Origin of the sequence: Rothia nasimurium (assembly GCF_004569295.1) — a bacterium.
Classification (GTDB): Bacteria; Actinomycetota; Actinomycetes; order Actinomycetales; family Micrococcaceae; genus Rothia; species Rothia nasimurium_B.
In genome coordinates, this window is the sequence record NZ_SPQC01000025.1 from 1 (window position 1) to 15,385 (window position 15,385).

At 52.4% G+C, this 15,385-nt stretch carries 13 protein-coding genes; 12 read left to right on the top strand and 1 reads right to left on the bottom strand.

The genetic code is table 11. The annotated features are described in order from the left end of the window. Positions 1 to 218: 218 nt before the first annotated feature. The 5 genes from E4U03_RS13775 (at position 219) to E4U03_RS12855 (ending at position 6,203) form a co-directional block, all read left to right on the top strand. Positions 219 to 449, top strand: a complete 231-nt coding sequence (locus E4U03_RS13775) for a glutaredoxin domain-containing protein (protein WP_135012966.1) — start codon at positions 219 to 221, stop codon at positions 447 to 449. Between the two features lie 424 nt (positions 450 to 873). Next, complete coding sequence (locus E4U03_RS07670; protein ID WP_135012967.1) at positions 874 to 1,683, top strand: tyrosine-type recombinase/integrase; 810 nt, start codon at positions 874 to 876, stop codon at positions 1,681 to 1,683. A 225-nt stretch (positions 1,684 to 1,908) separates the two neighbouring features. Continuing rightward, positions 1,909 to 2,385 (top strand): hypothetical protein, encoded by a 477-nt coding sequence (locus E4U03_RS07675; RefSeq protein WP_135012968.1) that lies wholly within the window; start codon positions 1,909 to 1,911, stop codon positions 2,383 to 2,385. Between the two features lie 104 nt (positions 2,386 to 2,489). Continuing rightward, complete coding sequence (locus E4U03_RS07680) at positions 2,490 to 4,490, top strand: hypothetical protein (RefSeq protein WP_135012969.1); 2,001 nt, start codon at positions 2,490 to 2,492, stop codon at positions 4,488 to 4,490. 30 nt (positions 4,491 to 4,520) lie between these two features. Beyond that, positions 4,521 to 6,203, top strand: coding sequence for a hypothetical protein (locus E4U03_RS12855; RefSeq protein ID WP_167752361.1), 1,683 nt, complete (start codon positions 4,521 to 4,523; stop codon positions 6,201 to 6,203). A 352-nt stretch (positions 6,204 to 6,555) separates the two neighbouring features. Here E4U03_RS12855 and E4U03_RS07690 read toward each other — a convergent pair whose 3' ends face one another. Next, positions 6,556 to 7,041 carry a hypothetical protein gene (locus tag E4U03_RS07690; protein ID WP_135012971.1) on the bottom strand — a complete coding sequence of 162 codons (486 nt, stop codon included), beginning with the start codon at positions 7,039 to 7,041 and terminating at the stop codon, positions 6,556 to 6,558. A 726-nt stretch (positions 7,042 to 7,767) separates the two neighbouring features. Between E4U03_RS07690 and E4U03_RS07695 the strand changes: the two genes are divergently transcribed. From E4U03_RS07695 to mobF, 7 genes are all read left to right on the top strand, one after another. Further along, a complete protein-coding gene (locus tag E4U03_RS07695; protein ID WP_135012972.1) occupies positions 7,768 to 8,028 on the top strand; it encodes a hypothetical protein in 261 nt (86 codons plus the stop codon). A gap of 11 nt (positions 8,029 to 8,039) precedes the next feature. After that, positions 8,040 to 8,402 (top strand): ribbon-helix-helix protein, CopG family, encoded by a 363-nt coding sequence (locus E4U03_RS07700; RefSeq protein ID WP_135012973.1) that lies wholly within the window; start codon positions 8,040 to 8,042, stop codon positions 8,400 to 8,402. A 93-nt stretch (positions 8,403 to 8,495) separates the two neighbouring features. Beyond that, complete coding sequence (locus E4U03_RS13780) at positions 8,496 to 8,690, top strand: type II toxin-antitoxin system HicA family toxin (protein ID WP_416220622.1); 195 nt, start codon at positions 8,496 to 8,498, stop codon at positions 8,688 to 8,690. Between the two features lie 20 nt (positions 8,691 to 8,710). Continuing rightward, a complete protein-coding gene (locus tag E4U03_RS07710) occupies positions 8,711 to 9,082 on the top strand; it encodes a hypothetical protein (protein ID WP_135012974.1) in 372 nt (123 codons plus the stop codon). Positions 9,083 to 9,242: 160 nt separating this feature from the next. Further along, on the top strand, positions 9,243 to 9,845 hold the full coding sequence (locus E4U03_RS07715) for a hypothetical protein (protein ID WP_135012975.1): 603 nt from the start codon (positions 9,243 to 9,245) through the stop codon (positions 9,843 to 9,845). A 635-nt stretch (positions 9,846 to 10,480) separates the two neighbouring features. Then, positions 10,481 to 11,260 (top strand): hypothetical protein, encoded by a 780-nt coding sequence (locus tag E4U03_RS07720; protein WP_135012976.1) that lies wholly within the window; start codon positions 10,481 to 10,483, stop codon positions 11,258 to 11,260. Between the two features lie 17 nt (positions 11,261 to 11,277). Further along, on the top strand, positions 11,278 to 14,925 hold the full coding sequence (mobF, locus tag E4U03_RS07725) for a MobF family relaxase (RefSeq protein ID WP_135012977.1): 3,648 nt from the start codon (positions 11,278 to 11,280) through the stop codon (positions 14,923 to 14,925). Positions 14,926 to 15,385: the final 460 nt, after the last annotated feature.

Genomic DNA, 15,385 nt, shown 5'->3' on the forward strand with positions numbered 1-15,385 from the left:
GCGTCTTGGGTTGCTTGGTGGAATGCTGGTCGGTTGCATCAGGGTCTTGGTTATCGGACTCCGCAGGAGGTGGTTGATGGTGCTTTAGTGGTCTTATAATTGTCGGAACTAAAGCCAGTACATATCAGAACTCGCGTATACAGGTATGCGCCACCAGCGGCACCACCGCTGAGGTACAGGTAGCACTGGACACCAGTACACCAGAAATAAGAACCACCATGTCCGCCATCAACCTTTACACCACTCCAAACTGCCATCAATGCAGACTCACCCAGCGCAAGCTCAATGACCATGCCCTCCCCTACCGGCTTATCAGCTTAGAGAACGAACCGACCATAGCCGCACACCTCAAAGCCCGCGGCCTACTACAAGCCCCCATCGTCGAAATACCCGGCAATGAAGCATCCCTCAGGCAACCAGCTTCACAGGTGACACACAACACTGTTTGAGATAATGAACATATGCACAAAATACCTATGCCCAACAACGGCCGCGACATGGCCCGTCTCCTCAAAGCCAACGGATTCACAGTACGCCTAGGCAACAGAGGCCACTACAAAGCCACCCACCCTGATTACCCGGATAAGCCAGCTATCAGATTCTCATCCACCCCGTCTGAGGGACGCTGGGCGTCTAATACCTTGGCCTGGATCAAAAGAACTTATCAGCTGACCCTGACCAGAAAATAATCCGTACCAATGAAAACAGGCCCGCCACGCTAAAGAACCCTACTAATAACCACTAAATAATGGGGCTAGAGCACGAGTGTGCTCTAGCCCCATTCCTCTCCCCAGATAAGTACAGAACCCAGGGGCCAGCATAGACTCCCCCACTTCTTTCTCATTCATCAGATTATCGAGAAAGAAGCAAATTATGCTGACCACCCCTTGGGCTGACGCCCTGACCGATTTCGCACAATGGCTCCAAGCAGCCGGACGTACAGAGCGCACCATCGAAACACGATTACGATGGCTCAGTACCCTAGCACAGGCCGTTTCTTCTGCGCCTACAGAGGTAAGTAGCTCAGAAATCGCCTGCTGGCTAGCAAACCCACGATGGAAGCCCAATTCCCGCCGAAGCGCTCTGGCCTCCGCGCGCCGTTTCTTCCATTACCTCAAGGTCACAGGTCGCCGTCCTGATAACCCTACAGAGATTCTTCTGCCTATCCGTGTTCCCAGGGCAAAAGCTCGTCCTTTGCCAACGGAAGTGCTCAACGCAGCCCTAGATACAGCTCAGACTACAGAGCAGTCGATGATGGTTCTGCTAGGTGCTTTAGCTGGACTGCGACGCACTGAGATTGCCTCGCTACATACAGATAATTATTCTCCAGGATGGCTCACCGTAACGGGTAAGGGAGGCGATATGCGCCGTATCCCTGTACACCCACAGCTAGAGCCATTTTTACAGCTAAAGCGCGAGGGCTACTACTTTCCAGGCAGGTTCACTGGGCATCGTAGTCACGACAATGTTGCTAAAACGATTGGCCGGCTCTTAGGCAAGGGGTACAGCTGCCACAGCTTACGCCATTGGTTTGCGACAACTGCTTATGCTCAGTCTCAAGATATCAGGGCCGTCCAGGAACTATTGGGGCATGCCGATATTGCTACGACTCAACAGTACATCGGGATTGCCGAAACATCCCTCGAGTCTGTAGTACAGGGACTACCAGGATTGGAAGTGTAGCAACTTTTCTGCTTGCTAACCCACCGTTTTAGCAAGCAGGTTGCATATATCTAAGTGAAGGGGCCTGTTCAGTTTCTGTAAGCATCAAAATCCGTGAGGACTTTGTGACGGCTTGCATCACTGGGCAGGCTCCACTCACAAACTACCTCACTGACTTACCCACAGCCCCCACAACCACCAAGAACCACTGAAAACAAGCACAAAACCCAAAGGAGACCACCTACCATGGCCATCCCCACCGTATTCGTCATCAAACACAAGTGCGGCCACACCGAAGAACGCGACCTCTCAGACCGCCCAGCCGGTAAGCGTAAAGGATTTGCCTCCTGGCTCTCAGCCCAAATCTGCTCCCGCTGCTACCGCAAGGAAGGAGCTGAGGAATACAAGAAAATGCTCTACCAAGCAGCCCTTGAAAACCAACAACAGCTTGACCTACCTGCACTGGAAGGCACCGAGAAACAAGTCCCTTGGGCTACGACCGCGCGCAATGAGCTACTGATGAACGCTTTTGAGCAACTAGTTCGCGGAGCGGACGCCCAGATGGATGAAGACCAGTTCGAGGCAACCTACCTGGCTCCTGCCCGACTCATCACCTCAGCCCGCTGGTGGATTGACTACAAGGACACCGAGGTAGAAGACCTCCTTGAGTGCCTTACCACCGCAGTCGATGAGAGTGAAGACATCAACGAAAACCCTTTCTAAGGACAAAGCTAGGCACCATGCCCTCCACGTAGTGCCCCGGTGCGAGCAACAGACTCACACCGGGGCATCTGCCTTAGAAACAACCAACGAAGAAAGCAAAACCAGTGGAATCAAACCGCCAAACGCAGATCATCTTAGCCCCTAACCGGCTGAGCCTGCGTAGCGACCAGACCGACGTTACGGTGAGCACCTGGGGCCGCGTCAACACTGTCACTGCCCAGCAGGTCACCATTCACCAGAGCCCCTATATCCTCACCTGCCTTGACGCCAACTCATCTGAAATTCTCGGCACCTATCTCTACGAGCAAGGCGCAACCGAGCCCAAGGTCTTAACCGACCCCACTGAGGCACCCCCAACCGCCCGCCACAGCACCCTCTTCTTTCATGGCTGGCTCCTATCGGTATCCGAAGACCACGCCCCTACCTACTTCCGTTCCCTCAAAGACTTCACGACCCACGCCCAGCGTGTCGCCGACTCAACCGGCACAGCCTTTGAGGTGACCGTTAAAGACCAGTCCCCCGAAGACGACGCTCTTCTCACCTTTACCCCCGAGACAGAATCACAAGAGCTGGAAGAAGAAACATTCCAGAGCCGACTAGCTGCGGCCCCTGTGATGACCGAAGAGGTAGAGCCCAAGGTAGTTCAAGCCGCGCCTATCCAAGCTGATACTTCCGAGTCTGAGCCCGAAGAACCCGAGGAACCTGTAGCACCAACTGTTCAAAATGGAACAGTTGAAGAAGGCCTCTCTATTGAGCCAGACCTGCCTGCCAGCGCCCTCTCCCCTGCCGAAGCTCCTGCTCCCAAAGAACCCGCGACTGCCCCTGAGCAGACCCAAGAGCAGGCCGAAGAAGAGCGCCCCCAGATGATTCGATATTCCACTCTGGAAGAGATGTTCTCAGGCCAGCAAGAGACAGATGAAGATGAGGACGACGAGAAACCAACCCCACGCCGTAAACGGCTACTGCTCACGACCCTTGGGGTTTTAGCTGCCTGCTCTGTCCTTGGAGCCAGCGCATTCGCCGGCATCTCTCTCTACCAAGCCAACACCGAAGCCTCGACCCTGCCGACCGCAACCGCTATCAGCCAAACCGTAGTAGACCTGCCGGTGGGCTACACCCAACAACCTGCCTGGACGCTCCCCATCCCTGATGGTGCCCGTGTCCATTCATCACAGGCCGCAACTGCCATCATCGACGGCAAGACTATTACTCTTTACTCCAACACCACTGGCAAGGAAATAAGAAGCATCACCGGCGAGACAGAAATCGCAGTTATCGACGAAACCACCATCGACGGCAAACCCGGCATCGTATGGCTCAACGCCGATAAGACCAAGCTCACCGCTTGGAGCGCTGATGAATCTAACACAGAGGGCAAACTCATTACCGCCGACCTACCCTCAGGAGCAACCGTCACCCGCCCATCAGCTGAAATCATCATCAAAGACCCACAGGCCAACGTTTTCAGGTTCACCCAGGAGGGTCTAAAGCAATACCAGTCACCGCAGGGCCTTTCTCCATGGGCATTTACCGATAGGGGCCTTGTCTCTCTTGGGTATGACGTGCCATCAGAAGTTACTGACCCTGCTGGTCAGGCCGTTGCCGCCATTGACCTAGTTGCCCCTGAGGCCGGTTACTCTATGCTCCAGTGGGTCAGCATCGGCAACGATTATGCCGCCAGCATTTGGGCGCAAAACCTCAACTCAGTTACCGACCAAAGCCAGGTCAAACTCGTTATCCATTCATTGAGTTCAGGCCAGCCCGTAGAAGTTATTGACGGCCCGTTGCAATCTTTAGAACCCACCATCGATAGCACTGAGCGTTCCTGGGTTATCGGCCAGGGAAATGACCTAGCAACCTATGGGCCCTACATTTTTTCTCTTCGTACCGGAAAACTTCAGACAGTCCTGCCAAATGGCACCACAGGGCTCCCGGCCAAGGGAACATTTGGTCTAGCCTCAGCCCCCAATGGAGCAACCTACATCTTCCAAGGCATTGAGGCTGGCTACGCCCTCTCGAACAAAATCATTCTGGCCCAGTCCGGCTCAACTCTTATCACCCAAGCAGGAAACCGAATTGTGGCCTACCCCGCCACCCTTTCCTAACACACCCTTCTTTCTCGAAAGGAACCTCTTGTGAAAAAGTCACAGACCCTAGCTACTGCTCTGTTGGTAGCTCCAACCCTTGCTCTACCGTTGGCTACAGCGTCCGCTGAATCTCTACCTGCACCGGACACCACCGACCAGGCAATTTTCGCACCGGCCTCAGCTGCAACTCTTGCGGCCTCCGAACCGCTTGCCACTGCTGAACCAACTGCCACAACAGAGCCCATTACAGAACCGGCAGTAGAGCCCTCAGCCACAGCCACAGCTGAACCCACCGCTACCACTGCTCCTGCACCCTTTGAATCGGCAACCCCAATTCCTCATGAGACAGCCCTACCAACAGCAGAAGCCACCACAACACCGTCAGAGGCCCCATCACCTGAGCCCAGCGAAACCTCCACGGCGTCCCCTACTCCCTCACCTGAGGAAACTGTTACCCCCACAGAACCAGAACCTACTAGCACTCCTACCGACTCCCCCGTTGAGCCAGTAGAGCCTGAGAACCCGGCACCTACTGACCCAGTGGAGCCCGAGACACCTGTGGAGCCTGTAGACCCTGAGGTGCCCGTTGAACCTACCCCCACTCCCGAAGAGCCAGCGCCTGAAGAACCGGCCCCAGCATTTGCAGAAGAAGAGCAGACCCTCATTGTGGGCGACGTCCACGACTTTCAAGTTACAGGCGTTCCCACCGCGGATGCAGAGGTCAAATTTACCCTCACTGATTCAGCTAACGTGGTCATTGAACTGCGTGATGCAGATGGCGAGCTGAAGGCCTATATCATTCGCACTGCGGACGAGAACGGCGAAGTAATCCTGACTCTCGATACTCAGGGCCTAGCTCCGGGTGAGTACACTCTGACGGCAACCGTTGGTGATAAGGAGGTGACGACGAAGATTATCGTCTCGCCCTCAGAACCAGAGCCTACTGACCCGGTTGACCCCGTTGTGCCTGAGCAGCCTCTGGAGCCGGTAGACCCCGTAGTTCCAGTAGAGCCGGTGGAGCCTGTTGAACCTGTTCAGCCGGTAGACCCCGTTGTGCCTGAGCAACCAGTAGAGCCTGTTGAACCGGCAGATCCCGTAGTTCCTACCGAGCCGATTCAGCCTGAAGTTCCAGCTGAACCAGCTCCAGCTGACCCTGCCCTACCAGAAAGCCCAGCACCGACTGAGCCCGCAGAACCAACCAACCCGGCAAACCCTGCTATCGAGAACCTCCCTGTGACCGAAGAACACCAGCTCGAAGCAACAGATCTGGATACAGCAGAGCCCACCAACATCATCGAAGCCCTCCGCGAGCCTGCGGCAACCCGCATCCCTGACACCCTTTCAAGCGCAACGGCAACGCCCCAGCGAGAAACAGCCTCTCGCGAGTTCAGCGAAACCCTCGAAGCTCTCATTCCCGGCGCCCGTGAGAACAGCACCTTAGAATCACGCGAGTTTACCAGCAATCTTCAGGCCGGTGCCGCACCGGGCCGTCAAGCTAACGCACAAGACCTACAGAACGGCGATACGGCTTCGCCTGCGCCAGCACGCACCGAGCAAGGTTCCCAAGACTCCACGAGTTCACAGGCCGATGCTGATACTGAGCGAGCAGTATCGGGCACCTTTGACTGGTTCAAAGCCCTGTTTGCCGTACTGGGTGCTAGCTTTATCGGGCTTACAGCCTGGCTTGTCTTCGGCGGACGACGCAAAGATAAGAACAAGAAGGAGCTCTAAACCGCTCTATCATCTAGTGACGCAGATACGGTGGGAGTCTTACTTGATAAGTAAGACTCCCACCTTTAATTCGTAGCCCATCATCTCAGCACTCAAACGCTGTGTGAAATAGTTTCAGCGCTAAGCAGGAGATTATCTATGCTTCACCTTGCGAGTTTCCATGTTTCTGCTCCCGCGTAGTAACCCACACCACCCACAAAAACATTATACTTAAAGGTATCCACCATGCCTCGACAAGCTCCCAATAAGCCCTTCCTGTAACCCAACTACTAGCGCCGATGATGCTAGCCATAACAGCCATGTAGATTCCGACTGTAAGAATTACTTTTTTCATCTTAGCCCAGGACCCCAGCTAAGGCCGGGGAGCTTTTTGCAGCGGAGCAAGCTGTGCAGCAGTCAAACCCATTGCGCTTAATATAGCAATGACTTTCTGACGATGGTCCCAGATAAGCCTAGATACCTTAAGAGTTATAAATGCCCCGCCAGGAATACCGATACACGACATAATGACATCAGTAATCTGACTCATCACACGATGCTCGTCTGTACCGTCCCTAAAAATCCACCATGCGGAGCCAGCGCAACTAAGAATTGCGAAGGGACCTGGCAGGGGCACAGCACGACGTACGTGAACCGTTTGCTGCAACTCATGAACCGCAACAGATATCTCTCGGTCACTCATTTGATCTAGATGCTCAAACTGCCTTTGTAATTCCCGATAGGCTCTCTCTTCCTCAGGAGTAAGAGACTCCGAGGCGAAAACTTTTGTTTGAGGCATCATTGCCAACGCAAAGCCTGCGCAAAGAACCTTAGTTGCTGTACGTCGAGAAGTAGACATCGTTGTTCCATCTCCTTGAAAGGTGTTAATACCAAAAATCTATAGTGACTTAAGACACTTTAAAGCGTAGCGTCTGTTAAAAGTTGTCACAAGAGATTACGCCATTGTTTCCATAGACTCAGTACAAAGGTACTACCACTGGAGCATGCATTCCTTTCAGGGCAGCCAGGAGAGCATCCATAAAGTAGGCTCATGAAATCCACAAAGCCCCAAAAACAAATCCTCTGATCCCCAGAGATGCACAATATCATCAAAAACCCGCCCCCTAACACCTCCTGCTGCTGCCACAGCTCTTAGAGCTCTTCACCTCCAGATATTCCTACTACTGCGACATAGCTTCCCATGGCACGAAGCATTACGGGGGCTACCACCGCCCCCGCGCAAGCGCCGCGCTTGACCGACTGCCGCGCAAAACCCCCGCCCTCTTTGACGCGCAGAGCGCGACAGAGAGCGGGGTTTTTGCTTGCCCTAGGAGTTCGTGAGCTAGGAAGTGCCAGTGAGGTATGCAGGCCAGCTTGTTCAGATATGGCAGGTTATGTGCGGAATGGGTTCAGGGTTAGGGCTAATTGAGCTTCTGCGGTGTAGACATCCAGGCTCTCCAAGGAAGTGGCTTCATTCTTAGGCAGTGCTGATTCCCCAAAAGTTCCCACCCATATCTAGCCAGACACTCGACAAAACACCTCTAATTTATGTGCAACACAATTATTTATGTGACACAATAATACTATGAAGTTCATCTTCCTGCCCTCAGCAGCAAAGCACGGGTACACAGAAACTGACGCGCTCAATGCAATCAAGAACTACCATCGCCATAAACCACGGTTTGAGCAATCGAGAATCCCCAACTTACCCGACCCCGACCTCTACATCGGCCCTTCCCTCAAGGGTGATTTACTAGAAGTTATGGTCTACGAAGTTACACCAGATATTGTTATCTTCCACTGCATGAAACTCCGCGGCAAGACCTACACAAAAACCCTTCAATAGAAAGAAAAACCATGTCACAGCTTGATAACCTCAAAGATATCGACTTCAACAACCTCACCCTAGCCGATCACGAAAAAATTGGTGAAGCCCTCTCCCAGTGGGCAGAGTCTGATGAATTTTTTGAAGCTCTAGACAAAGCGACCATCCTACCTAGAACCCCTGAAGGTGTTGCCCGCGCTGAAAAAATCGTCGCAGCTGCCACCCGAGGACGCCCAGCCCTTGCTGAAACCGTCAACGGCCACTCCCCCAGCATCAACGCCCGAGTAACCCCCGACATCAAAGACCGCCTTACCCGCTATACCCAAGAACAGGGCGTGAGCACATCTGAGGTCATTCGAGAGGCCCTTGACAGATTCCTCCCTCAAGCAGCTTAGAAGGCCACAGCCACTGCAAGAGAGTTTAGTCAAAGGGCAAATAATTCCACCCCACACTTGAAACCCAATTCAAGTGTGGGGTGGAATTATAGCGTGACCAAGAAACACAGCCTCATCAAAAACATCAACCAAGCCGCGCGAGAAAGAGGTCTAGAGTTCACCCAACACAGAAGCGGAGGGAATCATGACATCTACACACTAGATGGACAACGCATATCGATCCCCCGGCACACCGAAATCAACGAACTCACAGCCAAGGGCATCTACAAACAGGCAGCGGAGTCATGAGGAAAGGACTGGTGGAAGTAATGAAGACCTACAAGACTACAGCTATCAAGAGCGGAAAATACTGGCACCTGGACATCGAGGGCTTTATCCAGGGCACCCAAGTTAGATCTCTTGCAGAAGCCGAAGAAATGGCCAAAGACTTCATCAGCGGTATGAATGATGAGGCCCTGGAAGAAATCACTATCGCCTTGAAAATCCAACTGCCTGAGGATATTGCAGAGGTCAGAGCAGAAGCAGAGCATCTATTCATGCAGGCCAAGCTCTCAAACTCTTTAGCTGCTGAGAAGTCCCGGCAGGCAGCTAAGATGCTCAAGCAGCAGGGGCTAACTCTTAAGGATATTGGTCAGGTTCTTGATATCTCATATCAGCGGGCGCCCCGGCTAGTTGCCTAAACAACTAGCCGGCCCCGGCACAACTCTTGCGGTGTCGGGGTTTCCTCAAAGTGACGTAAACAAGCTAGAGTCACGGCGTTGATCTTAGATGCGATGCAGAGCATCTTGTCTAAGATCAACGCCTTTCTTGTACCTACAGCTCTTCGGCTAGGGGATCCTATTGCGTCGCAAGCTCCTTATAGGATCTCCTAATCTCAGTTACCGTTTACCTATCGTGTGGGCCCTGCTGGCATTCGAGGCTAGGGGCTTGGACCTAGCCTCGAATGCCAGCAGGGACGGGACAGCTACCAGCCAGATAGCCATCCTGCCGGAGCAAGTGAAAGGAACACAAGTAATGAGGAGCCAGCAGGGATATGTTTACGACTGGGGTAATGCAGTAGTCGAAGAGGCAGAGTCACCTCATAAGCTGGAGTACCTGGAATGGGATAAGAGCCTGAAAAATTTTGTCACACGGGGCTATAGTCTTCAGCGCATCTATCTTCATCCCTCTAACCGCTGCGAGGTACATGAGGACGAACTGGAATACTGCGCGCTTAACCCCTACGATGCAAACTTCAACGGAGCAGAATGGCGGATAGATTCAGAAACTGGTGAGTGCATGAACGCCGGATGGATGTATGAGATGGGCGAGGCCTACATAGCGGATGAGACCAGAGCAGAGGCACTCTGTCAGCGGCTATGGGGTCAGAGCATAGAAGAAGCCTACAAGGATAGCGAAGAGAAGCACGAAGGGGAAGTATTCTTCTACACCGAATGGGACTAAATCAACGGTGGGCTGCCGAACTGATACCGGCAGTTCACTTCTCTACGCATAACCCAAACGGCATATGTATCTACTGCCCTGGAAACCAGAACCGGAATCCTCCACCTTCTGCGAAATCGGAAATGGCAAAACGGAAATCCGCAATCGGAAACGCAACGCCCTAGCAAGACATTCGAAACGAAAACACAATGCTTAGCGACGGCAGCTCATAGCCGGCAGTGGAAAACGGAAACAGAAATCCGCAACCGGCAAATCGCAACAGCTGCATTGCGAAGAAGCAAAGAAAAATGCCACTACCTTCCTAGCAGTAGCTACCGCAGCCAAAACATCAAAGCAGTCAGAGCCCACCAGAAGAAGCAACACAAGGCACCCAAGAGAAGATAGAAGCAAACCAGAAGAAAACAAGGAAGAGCAAGAAGAGAACCACAAGAGAGAAAAGAACAGCAGAACATGAGAGAAGAAAGTAAGAAGAATACACCTAATAAGAACAGAACAGCAACCATAAAGAACAGGAACAGCAAAAATCACAAAATACAAAGAAAAATGCAACACACGTGTGGCATTGAAATGCACTTAGGGGTTACATCGTAACCCCTACGACTTACCCGTTGAGGCCAGCATGACAAGTAAGGAGTATGAAACCTATCCAGCCGCTGTGCCCAGTCTGCCAAGGTCCTTTGCCGCCTACGAGTTCCTCGCGACGTATCTACTGTTCAGCTAAATGCCGCTCCAAAGCGAAGAGTAGGCGTCACCGTCATCAAGAGATCTTTGATGCTGAGGTGCTACGTTCCTCTGAGTTGAAAGCTCAGCTTCAAGAGCAGGAAAGACGCATTGCTCGTCTTGAAGCTCTGGTGAAACGGCAACGGCAACTCAACGCAAAGAATCGCAGCAGGGCATTAGAAGCGCAATCGGCAGTCGCAACGGCTCGCAATCGGCAACGGAAATCGGAAATAAGGGTAGCAGCTGCCTATAAGAAGCTCATTTCCGATTACACAGAACGTATCGAAGAGCTGGAAGCGCAGAATTTCGTTTTGCGCCACCAGGCAGAAGAAGCGCAACAGAAACATGCGGAAGCGCAAGTAGCTGCCGAGTACCTCTTGGGGCAGTCGCAGCACTTCAAAAAGGAATCGGAAGGCACCCGAAGGGTCATTGCCAAACTGCAGGCTGCTGCTTCCGCTCCGGCCTCACTCTTTGTGGACTATCAGTACTTTGCCCGCTGGTATTTCCGCAAGAAGCCAGGAAGAGAGTGGGATGGCCACGACAGGAACCGGCATATGCGATTCAAGGCTTTCATTTCATACCATGCACCTGCTCAAGAAGTCCCCAAGTCTAAGAAACCCAATACGGTCATGCACCGGAAGAAGGCTCGAATCCAAGCGCTCAAGAATCAAACGTCCAATCAGCAGTCACGCTAGAAGAAAGAAGAACAGTCATGACAGTCTCTATATCCCGGATGGATATCCGCTACTATCTCTCAACTATCGCCTCAGCAGATGATGCTTCCAGCCGTGGGCAGCTCACCGGGTACTACACTGGCTCGGGGGATCCCAGCGGACGCTGGTATGGAAAAGGTATTGCCGCCCTTGGTTTCGAGGATGAAGCACTTGTATCAGAGTATGCCGCAATCGCTATATACGAAGAGGCGAAGAACCCCAACAACGGAAAACGGCTTGGAAAAGCGCCCATCAAAGAAACCGAAGCACCCGAAGGAGCGAAAACCGCATCAGGACGCCCCACCTCCAAGAAACGGAAACCCGTTGCCGGTTTCGACTTGACCTTTTCCGCACCCAAGTCAGTTTCCGTTCTTTGGGCTGTTGCCGATAATTCCACCCAGGCCCGCATTCATGCCGCTCACCAAGAAGCTGTCCGCAAGACCCTTTCCTGGGCAGAGGAAAACATCATTCAGACACGCGCAGGCGACGGCGGTGTAGTTCGAGTGGCAGCGAATGGCATCATTGCGTCTTTGTTCGACCACTTCGACTCACGTGCCGGCGACCCGCAACTCCATACTCATGCTGTTATCGCTAATCGTCTCCAGCGCGCAAGTGACGGTGCCTGGGTTACTCTTGATTCCTACGGTCTGCATAAGGCAGTTGTGACTATCTCTGAAATGTATAACAATATTCTCTTTGATGAGCTGGCTCAACGGGTTCAGGCTGAGGCTGAGCAACGGGACCCCTTAATGCAGGTATTGCGAAATAAAGAAGTTCCTGAGCGTAACCGCCGCATGGAGCTTGCTGACGTACCTGATGAGCTCATCGCGGAGTTTTCACAACGCACTATGAGCATTGAAACTCTCAAAGACGGCATGGTTCTTCAATGGGAAAAGACTCATGGTAGGCAAGCTCCTGAAGAAGTGGTTCTAGAATTTAGGAGAGCGGCAACGCTACAATCTCGTGAAGATAAGCCGGCCCTCAAGCTCCCCCTCGCCCAACGAATGAGCCAATGGCGAATCCGCACCCTCAAAGCCGGTTATCACCCTGAAGAAATCATCAGCCGAGCAACAGGCCACAACATCACCTACTACAACAAGGCAACTTTTACAGATAAAGCCATTACTGAAATTGCCGGCGAAGTCCTAGAACGTACTATCGCTAAGCACCCCACCTTTACCCGGTACAATCTTCTAGCCTCTGCCCACCGACTCACAGCCGATATCCGATTTAGCTCCCTTGAAGAACGTGAGCACTTTGCCAACGAGCTTGTAGACCGAGCCCTCAACGCTGCCGTTGAGCTTACCCCTGACCGATATAATCTCCCCGGCCTTTCACAAGAAGGTCTTAGCCTACGAGGAACCAGTGTCTTTGACCGAGATGAGGAAAAAGAGTACACCACTGTTGAAGTCCTAGAGCGCGAAGCTGACCTCATGGCCGGTGTTACATCCGATACGACACGCACCTACGCTAAAAACGTTGAGAAAGCGATGCATGACTTGCAGATGCATACTAGCGATGCTGGCCACCATCTAGCGCCTGACCAATTAGCCGCGGCTCACGCTGTTATTACCAGTGACAAATCCATTAGCGCTATTATCGGCCCGGCAGGAACCGGCAAAACCTCAACACTAGCTGGTCTTCGCACTGCCTGGGAAGCTCAACAAGGTAAGGACTCTATTATTGGTTTGGCCCCATCAGCTGCTGCGGCAGCTGTGCTTGGCAAAGAACTGGGAATCAGCACCGAGAATACCGCGAAATGGATTTATGAATCAGTAGGCGAAGGCGCTATGCACCGAGCAGAACAGTATATGAAGCTCAAAAAGAAAATTACGCGCCTTGAACTTCGTCTTGCGCAGAACCCCAAGCATACCCCTACTCTCACCGCGCTAGACTCTGCCCGTACCAGGCTTACCACTCTTATTAGCGCCCAAACAAAATTCACCATTAAACCTGGCCAGCTGCTCATCGTTGATGAAGCCTCGATGTCTTCAACCGAAGACCTCTACAAGCTTCACCAGCAGGTCAAATCCGTTGGCGCGAAGATGCTACTGGTAGGCGACCCGCGACAGCTAGATGCCGTGGACGCCGGTGGTTTTCTCGGGTGGGTTGAGAATAAAGGCTACGCTCAGCACCTGACGAGTGTGTGGCGTTTCAAAGCGGACTGGGAGAAGGCAGCGTCATTGCGTCTACGTCTTGGCGACACTGATGTTCTCAAAGAGTACCTTGATAAGGGGCGAATTAGCGTTGCAGATAATGCTCTTGATTCGGCCTACGAGGCCTGGCGTGAGGATAAGCAAGAGGGAAAGAGCACTGTTCTCATTGCTGGTTCTAACGCAAGCGTCCTGGAGCTCAATCAGCGGGCCCAAGAAGATTTGATTGCTACCGGTCAGGTCGATTCAAACTTTCCAGTTTCTATTAGCACCGGTAAAGCTTATCTAGGTGATACTCTTCTTGCGCGTTTGAACGACCGCCAGCTTATTGACGATACAGGTGACTTCATTAAAAACGGAACTCGCCTGAAACTCACGCACGTTGGGCCGAGCATTATCACTACAACCCGTGAAGATACAGGGGCGACGCTTTCTATCCCCCGCTGGTATGCTCGCGAAGCTATCGAGCTAGGGTACGCCTGCACAATTCACCGTTCTCAAGGTCTTACCGTGGACACCTGCCACGTAGCAATCAGCACCGAATACAACCGTGAGCAGCTCTATGTAGCTATGACCCGCGGCAAGCAGAACAACCAAATTCATATCGAAGCCCCGGCCTCAGCACAGGAAGACGGCCCAGACCAGTGGGGCATAATGCGCCGTATCGAAGCTGATACTGTGCTGGGTGTGTTAGCTGGCATTATGGATAAATCCGATGTCGATAAGACAGCCCACGAAGTCCGCGACGCTGAACATGGCTGGGCCAACGATTTAGGCCGTTCCCTATCCGAGCTGGATTATCTGGCAGATCTTTCAGCAACACGCCGTGTGCACACTTGGCTACAGAAAACAGGCCGTTCACCTGAAGACTATGTTCAGACCCCTGAATACAAGGCCCTGGTGTTAGCAGCCAAAGAGGCAATGATTGACCTCACAGATATACCTGAAACTATCGATTCTCTCGAAGACACAATTGCTTATCTTCAGGAACACGCGGAGTCCATGCCCACTGAGCTCATCCCTCACCTACGATTCGCGTCAGAAGATGAGGCAACAGTAGAGGAAGCTATCAGGGCAAAAATCAGTCAACGAGTAGACAGTATCTTGTACCAGAATCAGGCAGAGCCCTGGGTAGCTCAGCTCAAAGAAAACTACCCGCTCATTCCTGATATTCACCATCAGGTAGTTCTCTTGCGGGCCCTATCCCACCAGGAAGACGCCCCTACCTACTTAGGTAAGACACCTAGCTCCAGTTCGAAGCGGCTCTATGCTTACTATGAGCGTCTTAGCTCTGTTATCAGCAATTTGAACCTTGAGCACCTCAAAGCAACGACCTGGAATGTTGAGACCGATAGCATCAAACTACCGGCTGAGATACAAGAATTTGTAGATCTGTGGGATGAGATGGAAGCTGATCCGGTCATGATTGAGGCAGAGCAATGGTTAGAGGCAATGGAGGCTGAAGAACCAGGGGCTGAATGGGAAATGTCGTAGCTCCTTTATCCACCGGTTGGTGTCCAACTGTTCATTTTGGAACAGTTGGATAGTTAGCCTATTTCGGGAACTGGACTCAGCTACCACCGAATAACGGCGTCATCATCAAAGTGCGCAGAATCCCTGCAAGACCAATCTATGGTGCACCTTACATTAGCTTCCCTGTTGCCGGGCGCCTATACCGCTTCATCACCCGTAATAATTGTGACCCACATCTACTTTCTGATAGTTTTCTAGACAGATAGGAGGTGATTCGATGAAAACCGCACAGTACCCTAAGCCCAAGCCCCCTACCGTTATGTAGAACGCAGGAGGCTTCCCAAGGAGACCTGCTCAAAGGTGGTATGGGTAAAACAGAGGCAAGAGCTTCATCCAACCCGCAACAGTTTCGTTGCAGACAGACCATACACATCATTCCTTTGAGCAGGTCTTCTCTCGGAGACAACTTATTAGCACCACA

What these genes read in the sequence shown, in the direction of transcription:
- E4U03_RS13775 (WP_135012966.1), top strand. Translation starts at nt 219, where the DNA reads ATGTCCGCCATCAACCTTTACACCACTCCAAACTGCCATCAATGCAGA.
- E4U03_RS07670 (WP_135012967.1), top strand. Translation starts at nt 874, where the DNA reads ATGCTGACCACCCCTTGGGCTGACGCCCTGACCGATTTCGCACAATGG.
- E4U03_RS07675 (WP_135012968.1), top strand. Translation starts at nt 1,909, where the DNA reads ATGGCCATCCCCACCGTATTCGTCATCAAACACAAGTGCGGCCACACC.
- E4U03_RS07690 (WP_135012971.1), bottom strand. Translation starts at nt 7,041, where the DNA reads ATGTCTACTTCTCGACGTACAGCAACTAAGGTTCTTTGCGCAGGCTTT.
- E4U03_RS07695 (WP_135012972.1), top strand. Translation starts at nt 7,768, where the DNA reads ATGAAGTTCATCTTCCTGCCCTCAGCAGCAAAGCACGGGTACACAGAA.
- E4U03_RS07700 (WP_135012973.1), top strand. Translation starts at nt 8,040, where the DNA reads ATGTCACAGCTTGATAACCTCAAAGATATCGACTTCAACAACCTCACC.
- E4U03_RS07710 (WP_135012974.1), top strand. Translation starts at nt 8,711, where the DNA reads ATGAAGACCTACAAGACTACAGCTATCAAGAGCGGAAAATACTGGCAC.
- E4U03_RS07720 (WP_135012976.1), top strand. Translation starts at nt 10,481, where the DNA reads ATGAAACCTATCCAGCCGCTGTGCCCAGTCTGCCAAGGTCCTTTGCCG.
- mobF (WP_135012977.1), top strand. Translation starts at nt 11,278, where the DNA reads ATGACAGTCTCTATATCCCGGATGGATATCCGCTACTATCTCTCAACT.